This is a genomic window from Brucella sp. LJL56, from assembly GCF_054871705.1.
On record NZ_JBTXLQ010000001.1, the window covers coordinates 464103 to 485618 of the forward strand.

The window sequence follows — 21516 nt, forward strand, 5'->3', positions numbered from 1 at the left end:
TCTCTCTCGCTTACTCGGCAGCCTGCTGGAAGCCGCCAGCCGCGAGCGCCGAGCATTCGGCCATGACGGCGGAAGCGCGCGCAATTGGGTTCGTCAGGTAGAAGTCCTTGACCGGAGAGACGAACGCAGCGCCGCCGCCCAGGTTGGATGCTTTCGCTGCCAGCGCGACGAGATCGTCGGCGGAAGCAGGCGTGATGGTGTCGATGGCCAGCATATGCGGATAGTCCGCATAGAGCTTGGCGCGAAGCTGCTGCAACGAATCGAACGGCAAACGCTTGCCAAGGCTGTCCGAAAGAGCGCGCAGGATTGCCCAGTCTTCCTTTGCCTCGCCCGGCGCGAAACCGGCGCGGCTGCCAAGCTGCACCCGACCTTCGGTGTTGAGCCAGGTGCCTGACTTTTCCGTATAGGCGGCGCCCGGCAGGATAACGTCAGCGGCATGTGCGCCGGCATCGCCGTGCGTGCCGATGTAAACGACGAAGCTCGAACCCTTTTTGGTCATGTCGAGTTCGTCTGCACCGAGCAGGAACACGACATCGAGATTGCCCAGCATGTCGCCAGCCGCCTTGCCGCCCTCGCCCGGCACGAAGCCGAGATCCAATGCGCCAACGCGCGAAGCGGCAGTGTGCAGAACGGAGAATCCGTTCCACTCGTCCTTGATCGCACCGACTGCCTCCGCGAGCTTGGCGGCGGTCGACAGAACTGCAGAACCGTTTTCGCCAGTGAGCGCGCCCTGACCGATGATGATCAGCGGGCGTTCAGCCTTGGCCAGCACATCGCGGAATGCGTTCTTGCCGGAAGCGACTGCTGCGAGCGTTTCAGCGCCAGCACCCAGATATTCGTAATCGTAGCGCAGTTCAGCCTGTTCGCCGATCAGGGCGACCGGGAAATGGCCCATGCGCTGACGCTTGCGGATGCGGGCGTTCAGAACAGCAGCCTCAATGCGGGGATTGGAACCGATGATGAGCAAAGCATCAGCGTTTTCAATGCCTTCAATCGTTGAGTTGAAGAGATAGGTTGCACGCCCCAGAGCCGGTTCGAGAGCTGCGCCATCCTGGCGGCTGTCGATATTGGCGGTGCCGAGCGAAGCCATCAAGCCCTTCAGCGCATAGATTTCTTCAACCGAAGCCAGATCGCCAGCGACTGCGCCGATCTTGTCGGCGGAAGCTGCAGAAACCTTGGCGGCAATAGCGGCAAAAGCTTCCGGCCAGCTTGCGGCGACCAGACGGCCATCCTTGCGAACATATGGGCGGTCGAGGCGCTGGGTGCGCAGGCCATCCCAGATGAAGCGGGTCTTGTCGGAAATCCACTCTTCGTTCACCGCTTCATTGACGCGCGGCATGACGCGCATCACTTCGCGGCCACGGGTGTCAACGCGGATGTTCGAGCCGACCGCATCCATCACGTCGATGGTTTCGGTCTTGTTCAGTTCCCACGGACGGGCCTGGAACGCATAAGGACGCGAGGTCAGAGCGCCAACCGGGCAAAGATCGATGACGTTGCCCTGTAGTTCCGACGTCATGGCGCGTTCGAGATAGGTGGTGATCTCGGCGTCTTCGCCACGGCCGATGAGGCCGAGTTCGGAAATGCCTGCAACTTCGGTCGTAAAGCGGACGCAACGCGTGCAGTGAATGCAGCGCGTCATCACCGTCTTGACGAGCGGGCCGATATATTTGTTTTCAACGGCACGCTTGTTCTCGCGATAGCGCGAACCGTCGGTGCCGAAAGCCATTGCCTGATCCTGCAGATCGCACTCGCCGCCCTGATCGCAGATCGGGCAATCCAGCGGGTGGTTGATGAGCAGGAATTCCATCACGCCTTCGCGGGCCTTCTTGACCATCGGCGTGTTGGTGAAGATTTCAGGCGCTTCGCCATTCGGGCCGGGTCGCAGATCGCGCACGCCCATGGCGCAGGATGCCGCCGGCTTCGGCGGTCCGCCCTTCACTTCAACCAGACACATACGGCAGTTTCCGGCGATGGAAAGCCGTTCGTGGAAACAGAAACGCGGCACTTCCGCGCCAGCGGCTTCGGCAGCCTGAAGGAGCGTATAGTGATCGGGTACTTCGATCTCTGTGCCGTCAACCTTGATCTTTGCCATCGTTTATCCAAACCTGCGGCTTAAGCCGCATTTTCCAGATCTCAAACTTTTGCACCTGCCTTTGTATTGGCATGGCCTTTTCCGAAAACCGCTAGGCACTTTTCGGGGCCATGCCCTGTCGGGCAGGCTCACACAACTTATTCAGCCGCTTCCAGACGGATATTGCGGCTCTGAACGGCGTTGCGGGTATAATCGTCAATGCGCTTTTCAATTTCCGGACGGAAATTGCGGATCAGGCCCTGAATTGGCCATGCGGCAGCATCACCCAGAGCACAGATCGTGTGACCTTCAATCTGCTTGGTCACATCGAACAGCATGTCGATCTCGCGCTTCTGCGCGTTACCCTTGACCATGCGTTCCATCACGCGCCACATCCAGCCGGTGCCTTCGCGGCAAGGCGTGCACTGGCCGCAGCTCTCATGCTTGAAGAACGCTGCCAGACGGGCAATCGCCTTGATGATGTCGGTGGACTTGTCCATGACGATCAGGCCGCCGGTGCCGAACGACGATTTCTTGTCGCGCATGCCGTCAAAGTCCATGATGGCATCCATCATGTCTTCGCCCTTGATGACCGGGCACGATGCGCCGCCGGGAATGACCGCAAGCAGATTGTCCCAGCCGCCACGAATGCCGCCTGCGTGCTTTTCGATCAGATCGCGGAACGGAATGCCAAGGCCTTCCTCCACGACGCAAGGCGTGTTCACGTGACCCGAAATCTGGAACAGCTTGGTGCCGACATTGTTCGGGCGTCCGATGGACGAGAACCAGGCCGCGCCGCGACGCAGGATCGTCGGCGCAACGGCAATCGATTCCACGTTATTCACGGTCGTCGGGCAGCCATAAAGGCCCATATTTGCAGGGAATGGAGGCTTAAGACGCGGCTGGCCCTTCTTGCCTTCAAGGCTTTCGAGCAGAGCCGTTTCTTCACCGCAGATGTAAGCACCGGCGCCGTGGGATACGAGAACATCCATATCCCAGCCGCACTTGTTGCCCTTGCCCAGCAGACCGGCTTCGTAGCACTCGTCGATTGCTGCCTGCAGGGCTTCACGCTCACGCATGAACTCGCCGCGAATATAAATATAAGCGGTGTGTGCGCCCATGGCGCAACCGGCGATCAGGCAGCCTTCGATCAGCGTATGCGGATCGTGGCGCAGAATTTCGCGGTCCTTGCAGGTGCCCGGTTCGGACTCGTCGGCATTGACGACCAGATAATGTGGGCGACCGTCGCTCTGCTTGGGCATGAACGACCACTTGAGACCCGTCGGGAAGCCAGCACCGCCACGGCCACGCAGGCCCGATGCCTTCATCTCGTCGATGATCCAGTCACGGCCCTTTTCGACCAAGCCCTTGGTGTTGTCCCAATGGCCGCGCGCCATGGCACCCTTCAGGGACTGATCCTTAAAGCCGTAAATATTGGTGAAGATGCGATCTTTATCAGCCAGCATGTCTCACCTGTTTCCGTTCGTGTTTGCCAATATCGAAGTCATCATACCGGCTTCTTTCCGAATACCTTGACGTATTCCTCGACGCCGCCCTTGGCCAAAGCCTTGGCCTGCTTTACCCAGTCTTCGCGATCAATGCGACCGTGGAAGCTCAGATAACCGTCGACCCATTCGCGCTCGGCCTTCTTCCAGGAAGCCACCTGCTTGAAGGTGAAGATACCCAGCTCATGCAGGGTTTCCTCGATCTTCGGACCGACGCCGGAAATCAGCTTCAGATCATCGACAGCTTCCGGACGCTCCATGGCAACCGGACGGTTCTTGTCGTCAAGCTTGAAATTCTGCTTGGCATCGACAGATGCTGCTTTTTCGGCTGCGGCCGATACCTTGACGTCCGAAGGCGTCTTGAGCGCCGGATCGGTTTCAGGTGCATTGGTTACCGGCTTTGCAGCGTTGGACGGAGCGACGTTCTTCGCTTCCTCGGCAGCTTTCGCAGCGGCTTCCGCCTTGGCCTTCTCCTCAGCTTCAGCCTTCGCCTTGGCTGCGGCGGCATCGGATGCCTTGCGGGTCTCAAGACCGACCTTCTTGTAGTCGAGATCTTCGGTCAGAGCGGTCAGGCCGCCAAGCGGCTCAGACGTCACGCGGTCGATCTGCGGGCCTGGCTTGACGGTACCGCCTTTGCCAGCCTCAAAAGCGTCGATGATCTCGGCAAGACGTTCCGGCGACAGGTCTTCATAGGCGTCCTTGAAGATCATGACCATCGGTGCGTTGGCACAGGCGCCCTGGCATTCCACTTCTTCCCACGACAGCGTTCCGTCGGCATTGAGCTCGAACGGGTCGTGGCTGATCTTGTGACGGCAGACATCCATCAGCGCTTCCGAGCCACGCAGCATGCATGGCGTGGTGCCGCAAACCTGAATGTGAGCGCGCGTGCCAACCGGCTTGAGCTGGAACTGCGTATAGAAAGTCGCGACTTCCAGAACGCGGATCAGCGGCATGTCGAGCATGCCTGCGACATGCTCGATAGCTGCCTTCGTGACCCAGCCATCCTGCTCCTGCGCACGCATGAGCAACGGAATAACAGCCGACTGCTGGCGGCCTTCGGGGAATTTTGCGATCGTCTTGTGCGCCCAAGCCTGATTTTCCGCGTTGAACGCGAAAGCGGCTGGCTGGACGGCATCATCTGCGAGACGGCGAACGGACATCAGCGGTCAACCTCACCAAACACGATATCGAGCGAGCCAAGAATTGCCGACACGTCGGCCAGCATATGGCCGCGGCACAGGAAATCCATGGCTTGAAGATGGGCAAAGCCCGGAGCGCGCAGCTTGCAGCGATAAGGCTTGTTGGAGCCGTCCGAAACGAGGAAGACGCCAAATTCGCCCTTCGGGGCTTCGACTGCTGCGTAAACTTCACCGGCAGGCACGTGGTAGCCTTCCGTGTAAAGCTTGAAGTGATGGATAAGCGCTTCCATCGAGCGCTTCATCTCGCCGCGCTTCGGCGGCACGATCTTGTTGTCGGCATTGGAAACCGGACCAACGCGCTCCTTACCGAGCAGAAGATCGACGCACTGGCGCATGATACGTGCCGATTGGCGCATTTCTTCCATGCGGATCAGGTAGCGATCATAGCAGTCGCCGTTCTTGCCGACCGGAATGTCGAATTCCATCTCGTTGTAGCACTCGTAAGGCTGCGACTTGCGCAAATCCCATGCAGCGCCCGAACCACGAACCATGACGCCCGAGAAGCCCCATGCCCATGCGTCTTCCAGCTTCACGACGCCGATATCGACGTTACGCTGCTTGAAAATACGGTTCGGCGTAATGAGGTCATCAAGATTTTTGAGCGTCGTGAAGAACGGATCGATCCATTTGCCGATGTCTTCAACGAGCTGATCCGGCAGATCCTGATGGACGCCGCCCGGACGAAAATAAGCTGCGTGCATACGCGCGCCACAAGCGCGCTCGTAGAACACCATCAGCTTTTCGCGCTCTTCGAAGCCCCAGAGCGGCGGCGTCAGCGCGCCAACGTCCATGGCCTGCGTAGTCACGTTGAGAAGATGGTTCAGGATACGACCGATTTCCGAATAGAGAACGCGGATCAACTGGCCGCGCTTCGGCACATCGATGCCCAGAAGGCGTTCGACGGCAAGCGCATAGGCATGCTCCTGGTTCATCGGCGCCACATAGTCGAGGCGGTCAAGATAAGGCAGAGCCTGAAGATAGGTCTTGGCTTCCATCAGCTTTTCGGTGCCGCGATGCAGCAGACCGATATGCGGATCGACGCGTTCGACGACTTCGCCGTCGAGCTCAAGCACCAGACGCAGCACGCCGTGCGCGGCAGGGTGCTGCGGACCGAAGTTGATATTGAAATTGCGGACCTGAGTCTCAGCCATGTTCAGCTTCCTGTTTGGCTGCAAGAGCCGCCAAAAACTCCTCGCCGGTCATCCGGTGGGTGTCATTGGCAAAATCGTAATTCGCAGGCTTGTTATCGATGAAGATTTCTTCGGCGAAATGGAACCGCTCCGGCTCGGCGAAAGCCTGCATCGAAACGACTGTCATTCCATCGTGGACACCACGCCAGAACAGCGACGAACCGCACTTCGAGCAGAAACGGCGCTCACCCCATTCCGAGGAGGAATAGGTCGTCAGAGCGGCTTCGTCTTCGATCTCGACCGAGGTGCCGCAATTGACGGCCATGAAAGCACCGCCCGACCACTGCCGGCACATGCTGCAATGGCAGACATCCATTTCCATCTTTACCGGAGCTGCGGTGAACTTCACCGCTCCGCAAAGACATTGACCGTTCAATCTTTCGCCTGCGCCCATGAGTGTACCCTCAGTTCGCCTTGGCTTTCTCGTCGCCGGGCAGAACGTAGTCCGTTCCTTCCCACGGCGAGAGGAAGTCGAAGTTGCGGAATTCCTGACGGAGCTGCACAGGCTCGTAAACGACACGCTTCAGCTCGTCGTTGTAACGAACCTCGACGAAACCGGTGAGCGGGAAGTCCTTGCGCAGCGGATGGCCTTCGAAACCGTAGTCGGTCAGGATACGGCGCAAATCCGGATGACCTGAGAACAAAATGCCATACATGTCGTAGGCCTCGCGCTCAAACCATTCGGCACCGACGAAAACTGAAACAGCAGAAGGCACCAGCGTGTCTTCATCAGCCTGAACCTTGATGCGGATGCGCTGGTTCTGACGTGGAGACATGAGCTGGTAGACAACATCGAAGCGCTTGGCGCGCTGCGGATAGTCGACGCCCGAAATATCCGTCAGGTTGACGAACTGGCACTGCACATCGTCACGCAGGAAGGTCAGAACGCTGATGATGCTCGCAGCCGGAACCGAAAGCGTCAACTCGCCATAAGCAAGCTTCGCCTCTTCGATCGCATCGCCGAGGCGTTCCTTGATGTAGCCGGAAAGTTCACCGAGAGCTTCTTCGCTCATTTGCCTAACTTCCTTATTTAGAACTCACACTGCACTTGCCTTGGGAGACTTTTGGGAGAAATCCCACGCGGCGGTGTCAGTCGACCCCTAACAAAACCTGTATGGCGCAAACCGGTCCAGAGACCGGATTAACGCTCGATCGTACCCGTGCGACGGATTTTCTTTTGCAGCATAAGAATGCCGTAAAGCAGGGCTTCAGCGGTTGGCGGGCAACCCGGAACATAGATGTCGACCGGGACCACGCGATCACAGCCACGCACCACCGAATAGGAATAGTGGTAGTAGCCGCCGCCATTGGCGCAGGAACCCATCGAGATAACGTAACGCGGCTCCGGCATCTGGTCGTAGACCTTGCGGAGCGCAGGCGCCATCTTGTTGGTCAGCGTGCCTGCAACGATCATCACGTCGGACTGACGCGGCGATGCACGCGGAGCAATACCGAAACGCTCAGCGTCATAGCGCGGCATGGAAATGTGCATCATTTCCACGGCGCAGCATGCGAGACCGAAGGTCATCCACATCAGCGAACCGGTGCGCGCCCAGGTGATCAGAGCGTCAGCGGACGTGACGATGAATCCCTTGTCGGAAAGCTCGCTGTTCAGATCGTTGAAGAATACATCGTCGGAACCGACTGGCTTGCCCGTGCGCGGGTCAAGAATGCCCTTCGGCTGCGGAGCCACGAGCGTTGTGTTGGCTGTGGTCAATCCCATTCCAGCGCTCCCTTCTTCCACTCATAAATGAAGCCGATGGTCAGAACGCCAAGGAACACCATCATCGACGCAAAGCCGAACCAGCCGATTTCACCAAAGGACACGGCCCATGGGAAAAGGAAGGCGACTTCCAGATCGAAGATGATGAAGAGAATCGACACCAGATAGAAACGGATGTCGAACTTCATACGGGCGTCATCGAAGGCATTGAAGCCGCACTCGTAAGCTGAAAGCTTTTCGGGGTCGGGCTGTCTGTAGGCGACAAGAAACGGCGCAACCAGAAGGGCTACACCAATTACCATCGCAATGCCGAGAAAGATGACGATCGGCAGGTAGGAACTTAAAAGCTCGTTCATGGTCCTTTATCCGGCTTGAATACGAGGCTGCGCCGCCTGTCATAAGCTTTTTGAAGCTGACGACCATGCGACACATTGCATCTGTTGCAACCTCGTCGCCCCAAGCAGCTTCAAAAGGCATGCCGTGCGAACTAAGCGCTTTTCGCCGGGACGGTTATCGCAGCGCGTACGCAAGCGCAACCCCTCCGACACGATCTATTGGGCAAAGACGAGCCAAGATGCTTAACAAGCCATGGCATGAAGCCCGCTTATCCCACTGAAAACCCGTATAACATGAAAAGATCATAATTTCGTGAGGAAAAGTCGCATGGTCTTCCTCGCTTGGCAATTGCCGGGAGAATCAATTGGCTGCAACACCACAATGAAAGTTGTGGGGGCAGCACTTACTTAAAAATGAACTCATGGAGCAGCGGAAGCCGTCGCTCCGACCAGCCTGCCCGGCAGATACAACACAAGCGATGCAGCCCCCTTAATTGCAGAGGCGCCGTCTGCCAGCACCGCCTGGCCGGTCGTCTGGCTTTCCCGCCCGTTCAAAGCGCCCAGCGACAGTGTGCCGTCGCTAACCAGAGCCATAAGCGACGGCGAGGACGCAAAGACATTATGTGCACCACCATCCAAATCGGTCGCGTCTATCACCGTGATCCCGTATTTCTGGAGTGTCGGAATACTGGTTCCATCCCCTACCCGCGCATGACCGCCGGTGATGAAGGATGACACACCAAGCGCACGATCACTGCGCGATGTCATAACCGCCGTTGGATGCGGCATAGGATCGATATCCCTGACCTGCTTTTCAAAGACGTCGAGATCGATGTCGGGCGCTGCGAGCAACAGCGCACTGATGCGGCGCAACACATTCTTTTCGCCACGCAAAGACAGGGTTCTCAAGGCTTCCATGGTGACAAAGCCGCCCATGGAGTGCCCTAACAGGACGATGCGTTCGGCATTGCTGCGGGCCACAAGTTCCAGCAAGCGCGCCAGACCGTCCCGTGCGAAGTCCGCACTATCGCGATCATAGACATAAAGGCCGAGATCGCCGCCCGACGGCCAGGCATATTCGACCGCCACCGATTTCATCCTGTAGTCATGGACGAATTGCGCCAGACGAAATGTGCTGTCGGCAAAATTATTGTTATAGCCGTGCACGAAGATCAGGATTTCCTTGTCCTTCGGTCCCTGCTTCGCCAGAGCGGCATTCAATTGAGCGAGAAACTGCTCTGCATTATCATAAGGCTGGAACGCCGTGGCAGCGAAATTTTTGGCGGGATCTGGCTTATAGCCGGTCGACTCGACCTTTCCTTTGACATGGGCAGCCGGAATACCGACATCGACCTGTGCAAAGTTCAACGCTTCCGAGCGTTTTGAATTGTAAGGCTGCGAGAAATTATCCGAACGCTGGCGGCTCGTCGCAACATAGATCGGAATCACCGCCGCCGGTTTCCCCGGCTTGACGATGGCCGCTTCGGCCGCGGCCACTGATTGCGGGCTGGAATGCGGCCCGTGCCACAGCACAGCGCGGGGCGAGCCACATCCGGCAAGAATCAAAAACGTTGCAAGCACACCAAGAAAAGCGTGTCGGGTCATCGTGGCAGCGATCCGCTCCTGTCATCCGATTCCACGAGATTGAAAGCAGGAAATTCGCTCCATGGCAATGCATCGGCCAAACCGCCGACTTCATCTGCTCCGATGAGCCGACGGCCCTGACACTGAAAATTCCGTTCGCATTTGCGGGTAAAGTTGGAATGGAACCGGTCCAAATGCTGAAAGCTTTGCGAAGCCATGCCTTCAGATCGCAAGCGCCCCGGCTATCATGGGAGGCATAATCGACCGAAGCAGCGCAAGGAGGTCACGCATGAGCCATTATCTGCTCGCCAGCGGCGATCTTCTCGTCATTGCCGCAATCATTCTATCGGTCGCCTATCTGTCCTGGAAGCAGTTTTCCAAATAGCAGACATATGGTTGGCGAAGCGGCTGCGCCCCGGCAGTTCCCACGAAGGTTTTTTGAAGATAAGATAGCCCCGGAAAGCAGGCGGTGGCGCCACTTTCGTGTCAACGTTCAATCTATTGATTTGTTGAGAGGAAAGTGGCGCGAGTGACGGGGCTCGAACCCGCGACCTCCGGCGTGACAGGCCGGCACTCTAACCAACTGAGCTACACCCGCGCATTTCTCGGCAACCTTGCGGCTGCGTCGCACCGGCGTTTCCGTCCGGTGTGAGCGGTCGTTTAAGGGGTTCTCGAACAAGTGTCAAGCGCGTGTTTGGGGAAGAATTACGATATTGCAAAATTCATTCACAGGACATCTCAACGCCCGTTCATGAACAGCAATTCTGGCTTGAAAAGAAACGAAAACGCGGTGGGCGCCACTTTCGTGTCAACGTTCAATCTATCGATTTGTTGAGAGGAAAGTGGCGCGAGTGACGGGGCTCGAACCCGCGACCTCCGGCGTGACAGGCCGGCACTCTAACCAACTGAGCTACACCCGCGCATTTCTCGGCAACCTTGCGGCTGCGTCGCACCGGCGTTTCCGTCCGGTGTGAGCGGTCGTTTAAGGGGTTCTCGAACAAGTGTCAAGCAAGGGCCACGAAGAAAGAATAAGAATTTTCGATTTTGCTGCATAACGCCCGATTTCCGGGCTTTTTCAATGACATCAAACTTATCCACAAACTCATTCAAGCCCTCGAATCCAAACCTGTTTTAAGAATCATCCACATCGCATCTGGCGACAGCCTCCTTCTTATAGCTATCAGCAACTGCAATTGCCTCTTGATTTAATACCAACTGGTTGGTATTGTTTTGCGGGAGTAAGATTATGGCACGTAAACAAAACCCGCTGACCCGGACCAATCTGCTTGATGCGGCCTTGAGCGTTATTCGAACCAAAGGCTATGCCGCCACGACGGTCGATGACATCTGCACCAAGGCATCCTTGTCGAAAGGCGCTTTTTTTCATCATTTTTCCAGTAAGGAAGATCTGGCGGTTGCTGCGGCGAATTACTGGTCGGAAATGACGGGCACTTTCTTTGCGGATGCCGCCTATCACGCTCCAGAAGACCCGCTTGAGCGCATCAAGGCCTATGTCGCGTTGCGACGGCAACTGATTCAAGGCGCCCTGTCCGATTTTACTTGTCTCGTCGGCACCATGGCGCAGGAAGTCTACGAAACCAACTCCGTGATCCGGGACGCATGTTGGGACAGCATATCGGGCCATGCGGACACGCTGGTTCCAGACATTTCAGCCGCCATGGAGCGTTATCAGGTTGCGGGTGAGTTTACTGCTGAAAGCCTTGCCGTTCATACCCAGGCGGTTATTCAGGGTGCCTTTATCATCGCCAAGGCAAGCGGTGATCCGCTTCGCGCGGTCGAAAGTATCGACCATCTTCAGCGGTATATAAGCCTGCTCTTCAAACAGCCTATCCAAACCCAATGAACTGAAAACGGACAAAGGGAGGAAACCATGTCCAGCACTATTCGCCTGCACCGTGTCTTCGCCGCCAAACCGGAGAAGGTTTACCGGGCATTCGTCGAACCGGACGCGGTAGCAAGCTGGCTGCCGCCATATGGCTTCACCTGCACCGTCCACGAACTGGATGCAAAGGTGGGCGGCAAGCACAGAATGTCGTTCCGGAATTTCACGACCGGCCACAGCCATTCTTTCGGCGGCAAATATGTTGAACTCGTGCCGGGAGAACGTCTGGTTTATACGGATAGTTTCGACGATCCGAACCTGCCGGGCGAGATGAAAGTCACGATAACCCTGAAAACGGTTTCGGTCGGGACGGAAATCAACATCGAACAGCAAGGCGTGCCCGATATAATTCCAACCGAGGCTTGCTATCTCGGCTGGCAAGAATGTCTGGAAAAGCTGAAGAAGCTGGTCGAACCCGAAATCAATCAGTAATGCTGTTTCGACAATGACCCACGGCTTGTTACCAGCCGTGGGTCATTGATCCGGCAACCTCTATGCGATCTGGGGCTGTCTCACCGAAGAGACATGACGGACCAGAACCGGCACCAGTAACAGCAGCCCCACGATCGATGAATAAATCTCTGGAGCCACCAGAAGGATCGCTGCAACAATCATCAGGACATTTTCCCAGACCTTGGTTCTGACCAGGAGGAACCCTGACAACGCAGCCCCCAGAGCGGTGATGCCTATGGCGCAGCCAAGAAACGCCACGAAGAAATCCGGCCAGTTGAAGTCAGATGTAACCAGCAGGAGCGACGGGGAGAACACGAAAACGAATGGCACGAGCACCTTGCCGAGACCAAGCCGGAACGCGGTGTTGCCTGTTTTGAACGGATCGGCGCCTGCCATGCCTGCCGCCGCATAGGCGGCAAGCGCGACGGGCGGCGTGATATCTGCCAGCACCCCGTAATAGAAGACGAAGAAGTGAGCCACGATCGGCTCAACCCCCAACAGCCCCAGCGCAGGCGCGGCAATTGTTGCCATGATGATGTAATTGGCCGTCGTCGGAATTCCGCACCCCATCAGAATGCAGACGATGCCCGTCATGATGAGCGTGAAAAGCAGCGTCAGTGTCTGCGGGCCAAACCAGGCTGCAGGCACAATGGTTCCGAAATAGGTGGCGAGCTGCCCCGCAGTCGACGTCACGATATAGGAAATCTTGAAGCCGACGCCGGTCAGCGTCACCACGCCGACAATAATGCCGACAGTCGCCGCCGCCGCGCCAACGGCAAGCGCGTATTTTGCACCGTCACGGAGCCCGTCAAAAATCTCACCCACTGACATGCGCTTGCGCGGATTGAGCAACCCAACCGCAATACAGAGCGTAATGCCCCAGAAAGCAGCCATATACGGTGTATAGCCTGACAGCAGAACACCGATCAGCACGACCAGCGGAATGACGGTTGGCCAGTCACGCTTGAAGGCTTCCTTCAGGTCGGGCAGCTCTTCCTTCGTCATGCCGCGCAGTCCGTTGCGCTTGGCTTCGAAATGCACCTGCATCAAAACGCCGAAGAAATGCATGAAGGCTGGTACGATGGCGGCCAGAATGATCGTTGTATAAGGCAGGTTCAGGAATTCGATCATCAGGAATGCAGCGGCGCCCATGATCGGCGGCGTGATCTGCCCGCCCGTCGACGATGCCGATTCCACGGCAGCGGCGAAGTGGCGTTTATAACCGAGACGGATCATCGCCGGGATCGTCAGCGAACCGACGGTCACGGTATTGGCCACAGAAGAGCCCGAAATCATGCCGAACAGCGCTGAGCCGAAAATGGAGACTTTTGCCGGACCGCCTGCAAAGCGGCCTGCTACCCAGGCCGCACAATCCAGAAACAGTTGTCCGAGGCCGATACGGGTCGCAAAAACCCCGAACAGCACGAAATGGAAGACGTAGGTCGCAACCACACCAAGCGCGATACCGTAGATGCCCTGCGTCGTCAGATAAAGATGGTCTACGAGCTGACTGACTGTCGCACCGGGATGCACGAGAATGCCCGGCATATGCTGCCCGTAAATGGCGTAGAGCATGAACAGGATGGATATGATCGGCAGCGGCCAGCCGACTGAACGTCTTGTTGCTTCCAGAAGCACGAGAATGAGAAGACCGCCAAGAACGACATCAGTGGTTGTGGGATTCCCGACGCGGAAAGCCAGATCGTCGAGCGGTATCATGGGAACATGCGCGACGGCCACAACTGCAATGATTGCCAAGGCCCAGTCAATGACGGAAATACCGAGCGGCCTCAGCCATGACGATGTGGAGGGTTGATCGTACCCCTTGCGGGAAAACGGGAAGACAAGAAAGACCAGACCGAGCACGAAGGAAAGATGAATGCCGCGATGCACCATTTCCGACAGAAGGCCAAAGCCCGCCGTGTAATAGTGGAAGAGGGAAAGTATGATCAGCAGCGCACCGACAATACGAGCCGCTAGTGGTGCCAGCGGGCGAAACCGAATCTCGGAATCGAACTTCTCTTCCAGCTCGCGCGCCTTGGCTTCATCCAGTTCCATGGGCGACAGTTTCGCCTCTTGCTCGCTCATACTGGCCTCTCCATTCAAAGCGCAGTTGATCCAGTTGAATCAAAAAATCGCTCTAACCACTTGTTTTTAATTAGTATGACTCTGAAAAATGCTTTCGCACCAGACTGGAAGCAAATGCACGGAGTTCTGACGAAGCTCCGTGCATTTTGTTCACCCAAACAGGAATGGGCAACTTACTTCAGAGCGCCTGCTTCCTTGTAGAAGCGTTCTGCACCGGGGTGCAGCGGAATGCCGACGCTGGTCGTTGCTGTATCGAGCTTGATGAGCTTGCCTTTCGCGTGCCCGGCATCGAGCGCTTTTCGGCTGTCGTCGTTAAACAAGGTCTTGGTGATGTTGTAGACAAGTTCATCGGGCTGCTTGGCGCTCGTGACCCACTGCGCAGCGACGGCCAGCGTCTCCGTTTGACCGACGTCCTTGTAGGTATCAGCCGGTACTGCGTCCTTAGAGAAGAACGAGTATTTTTCCAGAATTTTCTGCGCTTCTGGGCCGGAAATCGGAACCAGCGAAATGCCATTCGATGTGGCCAGTTCCGAGATTGCACCGGTCGGATATCCGCCAACGAAGAAATAAGCATCGAGAGCACCGTCTTTCAGACGCTCTCCCGCCGGACCGGGCTTCAAATGCTCAGCTTTGATGTCGCTTTCGCTCAATCCATATGCTTCCAGAACGATACGGGCATCGACGATCGTGCCTGATCCCGGTTCATCGATGGAAACACGTTTTCCCTTGAGATCGGCAACGGATTTGATTCCCGCGTCCTTGCGGGCAACAAGATGGATGGTTTCAGGATAAAGTGTAGCAATCAGGCGCAGATCCTCGACCTTGCCCTTGCCTTCATAAAGGCCGGTGCCCGTATGTGCCCAGTAAGCTACGTCTGACTGAGTGAAACCTGATTCCAGTGATCCAGACTGAATAGCGTTGATATTGGCGACAGAACCGTTCGATGAAACCGCAGTCGCCACCAGACCCGGAACGCCTTTATCGCCTGCTCCGGAAATCGCGTTCGCGATCAACCCGCCTATCGGATAGTAGGTCCCCGCCGTTCCACCGGTGCCGATGCGGAAGAAAGCCGGAGCTTGCGCCAAAGCAATACTGGCTCCCACCGCCACAATCCCTGCAAACGCAGCAACCACACCACGCCGGGTGAACTTCCCCATTGTCATAACCGCTCTCCGTTCCCTGATTGATTTTGTTTAAATTGTGTCGTGGAGCATGGAAAGGCGCACGCGGCTTGTCAAGCGCCTCTCCCAACATTGTTTATATCCGCTGCCAAACAGTAACTATATTCAATTATCTGAAATAAATACAGGATATTAAAAATAATATTAAATATAACTTGAAAGGAAAAGCCAATACAAATCAAAACCATAACCACATTTACTAAGTATAATAAAATCCCCGCTAAGAATCGAATTATATCTCCATAAAGTGACTTGAAACCGCGGAATTTGTCGCTATCTTGGTTTTATGGCGTGTGCTGCGTGCGCCCAGGGACGCCCCTGAATACGGAGACTGTTTTTAACCGTTTCTGTCAGGGAGCTGCCATGGCTGGTCGCATTCAAAATACTATACGCAATTTTCTTGATAGTGAGTCGTCTGGCGGCCTGTTGCTCATAGCTTCGGCGATAGCGGCATTGGTGGTGGCCAACTCACAACTTTCCGAAACCTATTTCAGCGCTCTTCATGCTTATCTCGGACCACTGTCCGTCCAGCATTGGGTCAATGATGCGCTGATGGCGATATTCTTCCTGATGGTCGGGCTGGAGATCAAGCGCGAGATGGTCGATGGCCATCTTTCGTCGTGGCCGCGCCGTATTCTGCCTGGCGTAGCGGCTGCGGCAGGCATGGCGGTGCCCGCCCTGGTCTATCTGTCCTTCAATCTCAATAACGGTGCGTCCCATGGCTGGGCTATCCCGGCTGCAACCGATATCGCGTTTGCACTCGGCGTCATTTCCTTGCTGGGGCCGCGGGTTCCGACATCGCTGAAGGTGTTTCTTGCAGCTCTTGCCATCATCGACGACCTCGGCGCGGTGATCATCATCGGGCTATTCTACACAAGCGGCGTTTCACTGATGGATTTGGGTCTGGCTACGGCCGTCTTCGCGGCCCTGTTGATTTTTAATCTCACCGGCGTGAAGCGGCTGACACCCTATCTGCTATTGGGCCTCGCACTGTGGTTTTTCACGTATCGCTCGGGCGTTCACGCGACGATCGCAGGCGTTCTGCTGGCGCTTACAATTCCGATCAAACGCACGCCCGCGAAGCCAGAGGCAACCATCTCAGAAAGCCCGCTGCATCTGCTTGAGCATAGCCTGATCAAGCCGGTTTCCTTCATCATTGTGCCGATATTCGGCTTTGCCAATGCGGGCGTCAGCTTCTCCGGCCTTGGTATGGATGCTCTCTTTGCGCCTGTGACCATGGGGGTTGCCGCCGGTTTGGCCCTCGGCAAGCTCGTCGGAATTTTCGGTGCGGTGTTGTTGCTTGTAAAAACCGGGATCGTTGATTTGCCTGCCGGGGCAAGCTGGACACAGATGCTGGGAACGACACTTCTGTGTGGCATCGGGTTCACCATGAGCCTGTTTATCTCGCTCCTCGCTTTCGACGATGTTCTGCTGCAGAACGAAGCGAAAATCGGAATACTGATCGGCTCGCTGATCGCCGGACTTGCCGGTTTCATCGTCCTGCGCTTTGCCAAACGAGCGGATGGGCGAAACTTCAGCCAATAAGCCGGATACGTACCGCGCCCGAATGTTCGACATTCGGGCGCTATACACACAACTACGAGGCCAGCAACATTCGCTCGCCTGAGTGTTTTTGCGCAACCACGGACATCTCCGACTGGCCGCGGATAGTTGCCTTTATCTGAGTTTCATCCATCAGACTGAATGCCGTAGCCCAGGCATCCGCTCTCGCCGCATCGCGGGCCACGACAGTCAAGCGGCGATAAAGTGCCGCCGAAAACCCTGTCTTTGGATTGAGCAAATGGTTGAAGCGTCCGGATTCCTCGAACTGGAAACCGGCGAAACTGGACGTTGCTAGTGCCTGATTGCGGATATCAACATGCTCTTCGGCTGCAGTTCCGGCTTCCAGATCGGCAATGCCAATTCGCCATGCCGTACCGTCCGGCCTTGAACCAAGCGCGCGATATTCCCCCATATCGACCAGCGCATGTTTCACCCCCTCCCTTTGCAACAATACCGTCACGCGGTCGGTAACGTAGCCTTGCGCAATACCGTTTAATGTCAGAGCCATTGACGGTTTGGAGAGCGCAACGCGGTTCTCATCAAATAAAACATGGTCGAACCCTACCTTTGCAAGCGCCTCGTCCCAAAGCAGCCGCGACGGTCCGTCGGGGGAAGGATTCTCTTGCGAAAAGTGCTTCTTCAGGCAGTTCCAAAGAGGCTGAACCGTCGGATCGAAAAGGCCGCCGCTGGCCTGCCAGCATTCATGGCAGATGCGCAAGACCTCGACCAGGTCGGGAGAAGGCGATGCCAGCGCCCCGACGCGATTGAGTTTGGCCAGCTCTGAATCTGCGCGATAAAGGCTGAAGATGTTCTCCAGCCTTTCCGCCTCTTGAGCAGCTTCACGTAGCAACCGTTCGGCAATCGAACGATCAGGATGATAAAGTATGATCTTGGCAGGTGCTCCCATCGCCTGACCGCGCCAGAAGGTCGGTTCGGGAAGGCCGAGCGAGGCTGCCTGTTTCGGAATAGCGCAGAGCATTACGCCAGCCGCACCTCCTGCGAGCACAAGCCTGCGACTGACACGCTGTCTGCCGTCAATGGGCATGGCTTTCGGCTCCAAGATCGGTGGTCCGTACGGACTGGTCGCCGAGAATGTAATCCTCCGGCATTTCAGCGAAAGTACTGATACGCCCGCCCTTTTCCGCAACGAACTTCTCCGCTGTTTCTCGTGTCGAAAACGGTACGGCCTCCTGTGCCCCCATTCCGCCAACTGCAGCACTTTCGATTACAAAAAAAGCCTTGCGCGCATCGACCCAGTTTTCAGCTCCCGGCTCTTCCCAACTTGGCGCTTTCGCCATGTCCGAAACGTAGATCGCTGCGATCCCCTTCGGCTCCTCGGGCAGCATCGTGAAAGCGAGCGTATCGCGAGCGGAAGAGAACCATACCGCCTCGTTTGCCGGTTCGAGAATGATCTGGCCCTTGGGGCCTGGGTGTTCCAGAACATTCATCCCGCAATAGCGGCCCATGGCGCTTTCCGTCAGCGCGAAAGGCGCCATGACCGCATCTTTCTTTTCGTCCGGAGAACATCCGGCAAGCAGAACCAGAAACAGGGGAGCAAGAAACAGAACGCGTTTCATAATTCTTTCCTTGAAAAAACCAGCATGGAAAGGGACAGCGGCAGCATGACCCAGAGACCGAGCGCCAGTGTCAGGGCTGGAGCAGACAGCGTGGCATTACCAGCTATGCCGCCCATGCCGGTCAGAGTACCGGCCTGCCCCAGACCGAAATTGAGAAGCCGGTAGGAATCGGCAGGGTTGAACAGAAGCAGGCCGTTGAGCATGCCACCGTCCACGATGCGCCCCTGATCGAAAACCAGCAGGGCAAGAAGCGCTGCGTCATAGATCAGTACGAAGAACAGCCAGACACCGATGGCGATACCTGCTGCCGTGCTCCGTTCCCGCACCAGCGTGCTGGCGAGAAAACCGATGGCGATGAACACCGCTCCCAGCAGGATCGACGAAATGATGAGTTTCGATAGCGACAGCCAGCTTCCCGCATCCACGCCAGACCCGGTCACGATCAGCGCCACAGCCGCAGCGCCGTATCCGAACAATGTCGCGAAGGCGAGAATGGCAAGCTGGCCGATAAACTTCCCGAAAACCAACTGGACCCGGCTTATCGGGTAACTCAGAAGCAGAAGCATCGTGCCGCGTTCCATTTCACCGACGATAGCGTCATGCGAAATGAGAAGTGCAATGAGAGGAATGAGGAAGATGGTCAGGCTGGAGAGGCTGACGATCACAACGTCCAGCTTGCTTGCGGCAACCGAACTGCCCGTGGGCGCGCTGCCGAGAAAAGTCATGCTTAAAGCCAGTGCCGCAAGCAGCAATGTGGTCGCCAGAACCCAGCGATTGCGCAAGCCTTCCTGAATTTCCTTGGAAGCGATGATGAGAATATTGTTCATTCGGCTGCCTCCGCGCGAGCCGCTTGTCCGGCATTGAGAAAATGGGCGTAAAGTTCGTCAAGCGTCGGCGGAACGAGATCAAGCTCAGTGAGATTGTCGTTCATGGCCACGATTTCGCGGACAAGCGCCATCTTGCCTTCCGAGGGCGCTTCCGTTTCGAAGATATCCGGGCCGAGACGATGCCAGCGCAATGCAGCATTGGCGGCTATCGAAGGCAGCCGGGAGACATCGGGTGTCTGCACCCGTATGCGAAGTGGCAGTTGTGAAATCCGGCGCAACGCATCGATGGAGCCATCGGCAATGATCTTGCCCTTGTTCGCGATGATGACGCGCCCGACTTTGGTTTCCAGCTCGGTCAAGGCATGGGACGACATGAGGATTGTCGTGCCTTTGCTCCGCAACTCTTCAAGAACTTCATAGAAGCTCTGGCGCAAGGCGGGGTCGAGACCGGTCGTCGGTTCATCGAGCAGCAGAACCGACGGTTGCCCGAGCAATGCCTGAGCAAGCCCCAGTCGCTGGCGCATCCCTTTCGAATAAGTGCCAACCCGCCTGTTCGCAGCATGGGCAAGGCCGACGCGCTCCAATAGTCCTGCATTTTGGGCAACCGGCATTCTCTTGAGCCGCGCATAGAAGCCGAGCGTTTCCGCTCCCGTCAGTGCCAGATTGAAGGAGACGTGTTCAGGCAGATAGCCAAGCCGCAATCTGGCGGCAAAAGCACCCGTCGCCGGGTCCTCGCCCAGCACGCGAACCGCGCCCTTGGTCGGACGGATCAGCCCGAGCATGAGCTTTATCATCGTCGTTTTGCCAGCACCGTTATGGCCGACGAGCGCAATGCTTTCTCCAGCATGAAGGCTGAAACTTGCCTCGCTGATGGCGTTGAACCCGCCATAGGACTTTGTGACCTGATCAAGAATGACAGTCTCAGTCATTTGGTTTTCCTTTCGCCGGATCGGCCGGATGCGGCGGCTTCATAAGGGGATGGCTATCGACAACACCGCCCGGCAGAAGCGCTGGAAACTGGGTCTGTGCCCAGCGGATTGTCTCGACTGCCGGACTATTGATGAGAATTTTTGCCTGTGGCGCGGTCCACAAAACCTTGTCGATCAGATCATTGGGTCGGTAAGGGCTGTCCGCGATACCGTCGCCATTGAGATCGAAGGCCGGATTGTCGCTCCAGTAATTGCCGCGTCCATTGACCGACCAGTCGAGGTTGCGCGTGCCGACATATTTCACCTGATTACGGTTGTTGATGAAGGCGTTGCCGCTCATGGCGTTGCCCTCGGAACCGGCAGTGAAGTGAATGCCAATGCTGCAGTTCTCGAAACTGTTCCCGGTGAACTTGTTCTTATTGGCGTTGTAAATGAAGACGCATTTTTCGGGACCGAGCCGCGCTGTCTCGCCCGCCAGCGCCTCGGTTTTATCTTCTGTCGGCAGACCGTGCTCAGCCTTCTGAACACCGGCATCCAGCCAGCGATCTATCGGCTGCATACGTCCTATCACGCGATTGCCGGAAATGACCGAGCTGTTTGCATAATTGAGCAACAAGCCATGATCCCGATCGCCGTCGGACACGTTATCCAGCACCTTGAGACGGTTGGTGTACATGATCGCGAAACCGACTGAATTGTTGCGCGAAACATTGCCGATGACCTGGCTGTCATCCGTGTACATGTAATGGACGGCGAACCGGACATCCTCCATAACATTGTTGCGGAAGATGTTCTTGCGGCTGGCATTGGTATAAATGCCGTCGCGCCCGTAGCGAATGACGTTGCCGACAACCTGCGCGCCAGGCGCATTCCAGACGGAAACGCCACTGCCGGTCTGTGCCATACGCACGCCTCGACGGCCAATGATCTCATTGCCGCTTGCGATGGAATGTGCAGCACCGTGCAGGTAAATCCCATAGAGATTATCGATAAGGCGATTGTCCTCGACGCGTGCGCCCGAGGCGGTTTTGGCCACGAAAATTCCGGAATTGAGGTCGGGCATGTTATCGCCCGAACCGCGCACTTCCAGTCCGCGCACGATAGCATCCGGCGCGTTGACCGTTATGGCATTGCCTGAGCCCAATCCGTCCAGAACGGCACCGGACTCTCCAATCAGTTCAATGGCGCGATCGATCGTAACCGCGCCATTGTGTTTGCCTTTCAGAAGCCGGACGACATCGCCCGGCTCCGCTTTGTCGATAGCCGCCTGTACGCCTTCGCCTGCCACGACATCAATCTGCCGTGCCTGCAAACCGTCGCAAAAAACGACGGTAAGCAGCATTGCGGCGCTCAAGGACTGAAACCGGCGGGGGAACATCATGGCA

At 56.7% G+C, this 21516-nt stretch carries 19 protein-coding genes and 2 tRNA genes; 3 read left to right on the forward strand and 18 right to left on the reverse strand.

The window, feature by feature from the left end:
- Window positions 1-10: 10 nt before the first annotated feature.
- The 11 genes from nuoG to ACYSN1_RS02325 form a co-directional block, all read right to left on the reverse strand.
- The gene (gene nuoG / locus ACYSN1_RS02275) at window positions 11-2095 is read right to left on the reverse strand and encodes an NADH-quinone oxidoreductase subunit NuoG (protein ID WP_461724234.1); all 2085 of its coding nucleotides are present in this window, start codon (window positions 2093-2095) and stop codon (window positions 11-13) included.
- Between the two features lie 137 nt (window positions 2096-2232).
- Window positions 2233-3540, reverse strand: a complete 1308-nt coding sequence (gene nuoF / locus ACYSN1_RS02280) for an NADH-quinone oxidoreductase subunit NuoF (protein ID WP_461724235.1) — start codon at window positions 3538-3540, stop codon at window positions 2233-2235.
- A 41-nt stretch (window positions 3541-3581) separates the two neighbouring features.
- Entirely contained in the window at window positions 3582-4739 is a 1158-nt protein-coding gene (locus ACYSN1_RS02285; protein WP_461724236.1) for an NADH-quinone oxidoreductase subunit E, read from the reverse strand.
- Window positions 4739-5929 (reverse strand): NADH-quinone oxidoreductase subunit D, encoded by a 1191-nt coding sequence (locus ACYSN1_RS02290; protein WP_109987613.1) that lies wholly within the window; start codon window positions 5927-5929, stop codon window positions 4739-4741. The genes ACYSN1_RS02285 and ACYSN1_RS02290 overlap by 1 nt, the downstream gene beginning before the upstream one ends.
- Window positions 5922-6362 (reverse strand): GFA family protein, encoded by a 441-nt coding sequence (locus ACYSN1_RS02295; protein WP_461724237.1) that lies wholly within the window; start codon window positions 6360-6362, stop codon window positions 5922-5924. Before ACYSN1_RS02295 ends, ACYSN1_RS02290 begins: the two co-directional genes overlap by 8 nt.
- Before the next feature lie 10 nt (window positions 6363-6372).
- The gene (locus tag ACYSN1_RS02300; protein ID WP_461724238.1) at window positions 6373-6981 is read right to left on the reverse strand and encodes an NADH-quinone oxidoreductase subunit C; all 609 of its coding nucleotides are present in this window, start codon (window positions 6979-6981) and stop codon (window positions 6373-6375) included.
- Between the two features lie 128 nt (window positions 6982-7109).
- On the reverse strand, window positions 7110-7691 hold the full coding sequence (locus ACYSN1_RS02305) for a NuoB/complex I 20 kDa subunit family protein (protein ID WP_140019685.1): 582 nt from the start codon (window positions 7689-7691) through the stop codon (window positions 7110-7112).
- Window positions 7682-8047, reverse strand: coding sequence for an NADH-quinone oxidoreductase subunit A (locus tag ACYSN1_RS02310; protein WP_006466588.1), 366 nt, complete (start codon window positions 8045-8047; stop codon window positions 7682-7684). Before ACYSN1_RS02310 ends, ACYSN1_RS02305 begins: the two co-directional genes overlap by 10 nt.
- 399 nt (window positions 8048-8446) lie before the next feature.
- Entirely contained in the window at window positions 8447-9631 is a 1185-nt protein-coding gene (locus ACYSN1_RS02315) for an alpha/beta hydrolase (protein WP_461724239.1), read from the reverse strand.
- Window positions 9632-10131: 500 nt separating this feature from the next.
- A tRNA-Asp gene (locus ACYSN1_RS02320) sits at window positions 10132-10208 on the reverse strand.
- A 245-nt stretch (window positions 10209-10453) separates the two neighbouring features.
- Window positions 10454-10530: transfer RNA gene (locus ACYSN1_RS02325), tRNA-Asp, on the reverse strand.
- Between the two features lie 326 nt (window positions 10531-10856).
- On the opposite strand from ACYSN1_RS02325, the gene ACYSN1_RS02330 reads away from it, so the two are divergent.
- Entirely contained in the window at window positions 10857-11474 is a 618-nt protein-coding gene (locus tag ACYSN1_RS02330; protein WP_461724240.1) for a TetR/AcrR family transcriptional regulator, read from the forward strand.
- A gap of 27 nt (window positions 11475-11501) precedes the next feature.
- Window positions 11502-11945: an SRPBCC family protein gene (locus ACYSN1_RS02335; protein WP_140019688.1), complete on the forward strand. Its 444-nt coding sequence runs from the start codon at window positions 11502-11504 to the stop codon at window positions 11943-11945.
- A 60-nt stretch (window positions 11946-12005) separates the two neighbouring features.
- Here ACYSN1_RS02335 and ACYSN1_RS02340 read toward each other — a convergent pair whose 3' ends face one another.
- Window positions 12006-14054, reverse strand: a complete 2049-nt coding sequence (locus ACYSN1_RS02340) for a TRAP transporter permease (protein WP_461724241.1) — start codon at window positions 14052-14054, stop codon at window positions 12006-12008.
- A gap of 173 nt (window positions 14055-14227) precedes the next feature.
- Complete coding sequence (locus ACYSN1_RS02345) at window positions 14228-15217, reverse strand: TAXI family TRAP transporter solute-binding subunit (protein ID WP_461724242.1); 990 nt, start codon at window positions 15215-15217, stop codon at window positions 14228-14230.
- Window positions 15218-15598: 381 nt separating this feature from the next.
- Between ACYSN1_RS02345 and nhaA the strand changes: the two genes are divergently transcribed.
- Window positions 15599-16780: a Na+/H+ antiporter NhaA gene (gene nhaA, locus ACYSN1_RS02350; protein WP_461724243.1), complete on the forward strand. Its 1182-nt coding sequence runs from the start codon at window positions 15599-15601 to the stop codon at window positions 16778-16780.
- A 52-nt stretch (window positions 16781-16832) separates the two neighbouring features.
- Here the strand turns inward: nhaA and ACYSN1_RS02355 are convergent, their stop codons facing one another.
- Genes ACYSN1_RS02355 through ACYSN1_RS02375 form a run of 5 tightly spaced genes read right to left on the reverse strand, consistent with a single transcriptional unit; the run spans window position 16833 to window position 21512 of the window.
- Window positions 16833-17843, reverse strand: coding sequence for an FAD:protein FMN transferase (locus ACYSN1_RS02355; protein WP_461724244.1), 1011 nt, complete (start codon window positions 17841-17843; stop codon window positions 16833-16835).
- On the reverse strand, window positions 17833-18375 hold the full coding sequence (locus ACYSN1_RS02360; protein ID WP_461724245.1) for a nitrous oxide reductase accessory protein NosL: 543 nt from the start codon (window positions 18373-18375) through the stop codon (window positions 17833-17835). Before ACYSN1_RS02360 ends, ACYSN1_RS02355 begins: the two co-directional genes overlap by 11 nt.
- Entirely contained in the window at window positions 18372-19202 is an 831-nt protein-coding gene (locus tag ACYSN1_RS02365) for an ABC transporter permease subunit (protein WP_461724246.1), read from the reverse strand. Before ACYSN1_RS02365 ends, ACYSN1_RS02360 begins: the two co-directional genes overlap by 4 nt.
- Window positions 19199-20131 carry an ABC transporter ATP-binding protein gene (locus ACYSN1_RS02370; protein ID WP_461724247.1) on the reverse strand — a complete coding sequence of 311 codons (933 nt, stop codon included), beginning with the start codon at window positions 20129-20131 and terminating at the stop codon, window positions 19199-19201. The genes ACYSN1_RS02365 and ACYSN1_RS02370 overlap by 4 nt, the downstream gene beginning before the upstream one ends.
- Entirely contained in the window at window positions 20124-21512 is a 1389-nt protein-coding gene (locus ACYSN1_RS02375) for a nitrous oxide reductase family maturation protein NosD (RefSeq protein WP_461724248.1), read from the reverse strand. Before ACYSN1_RS02375 ends, ACYSN1_RS02370 begins: the two co-directional genes overlap by 8 nt.
- Window positions 21513-21516: the final 4 nt, after the last annotated feature.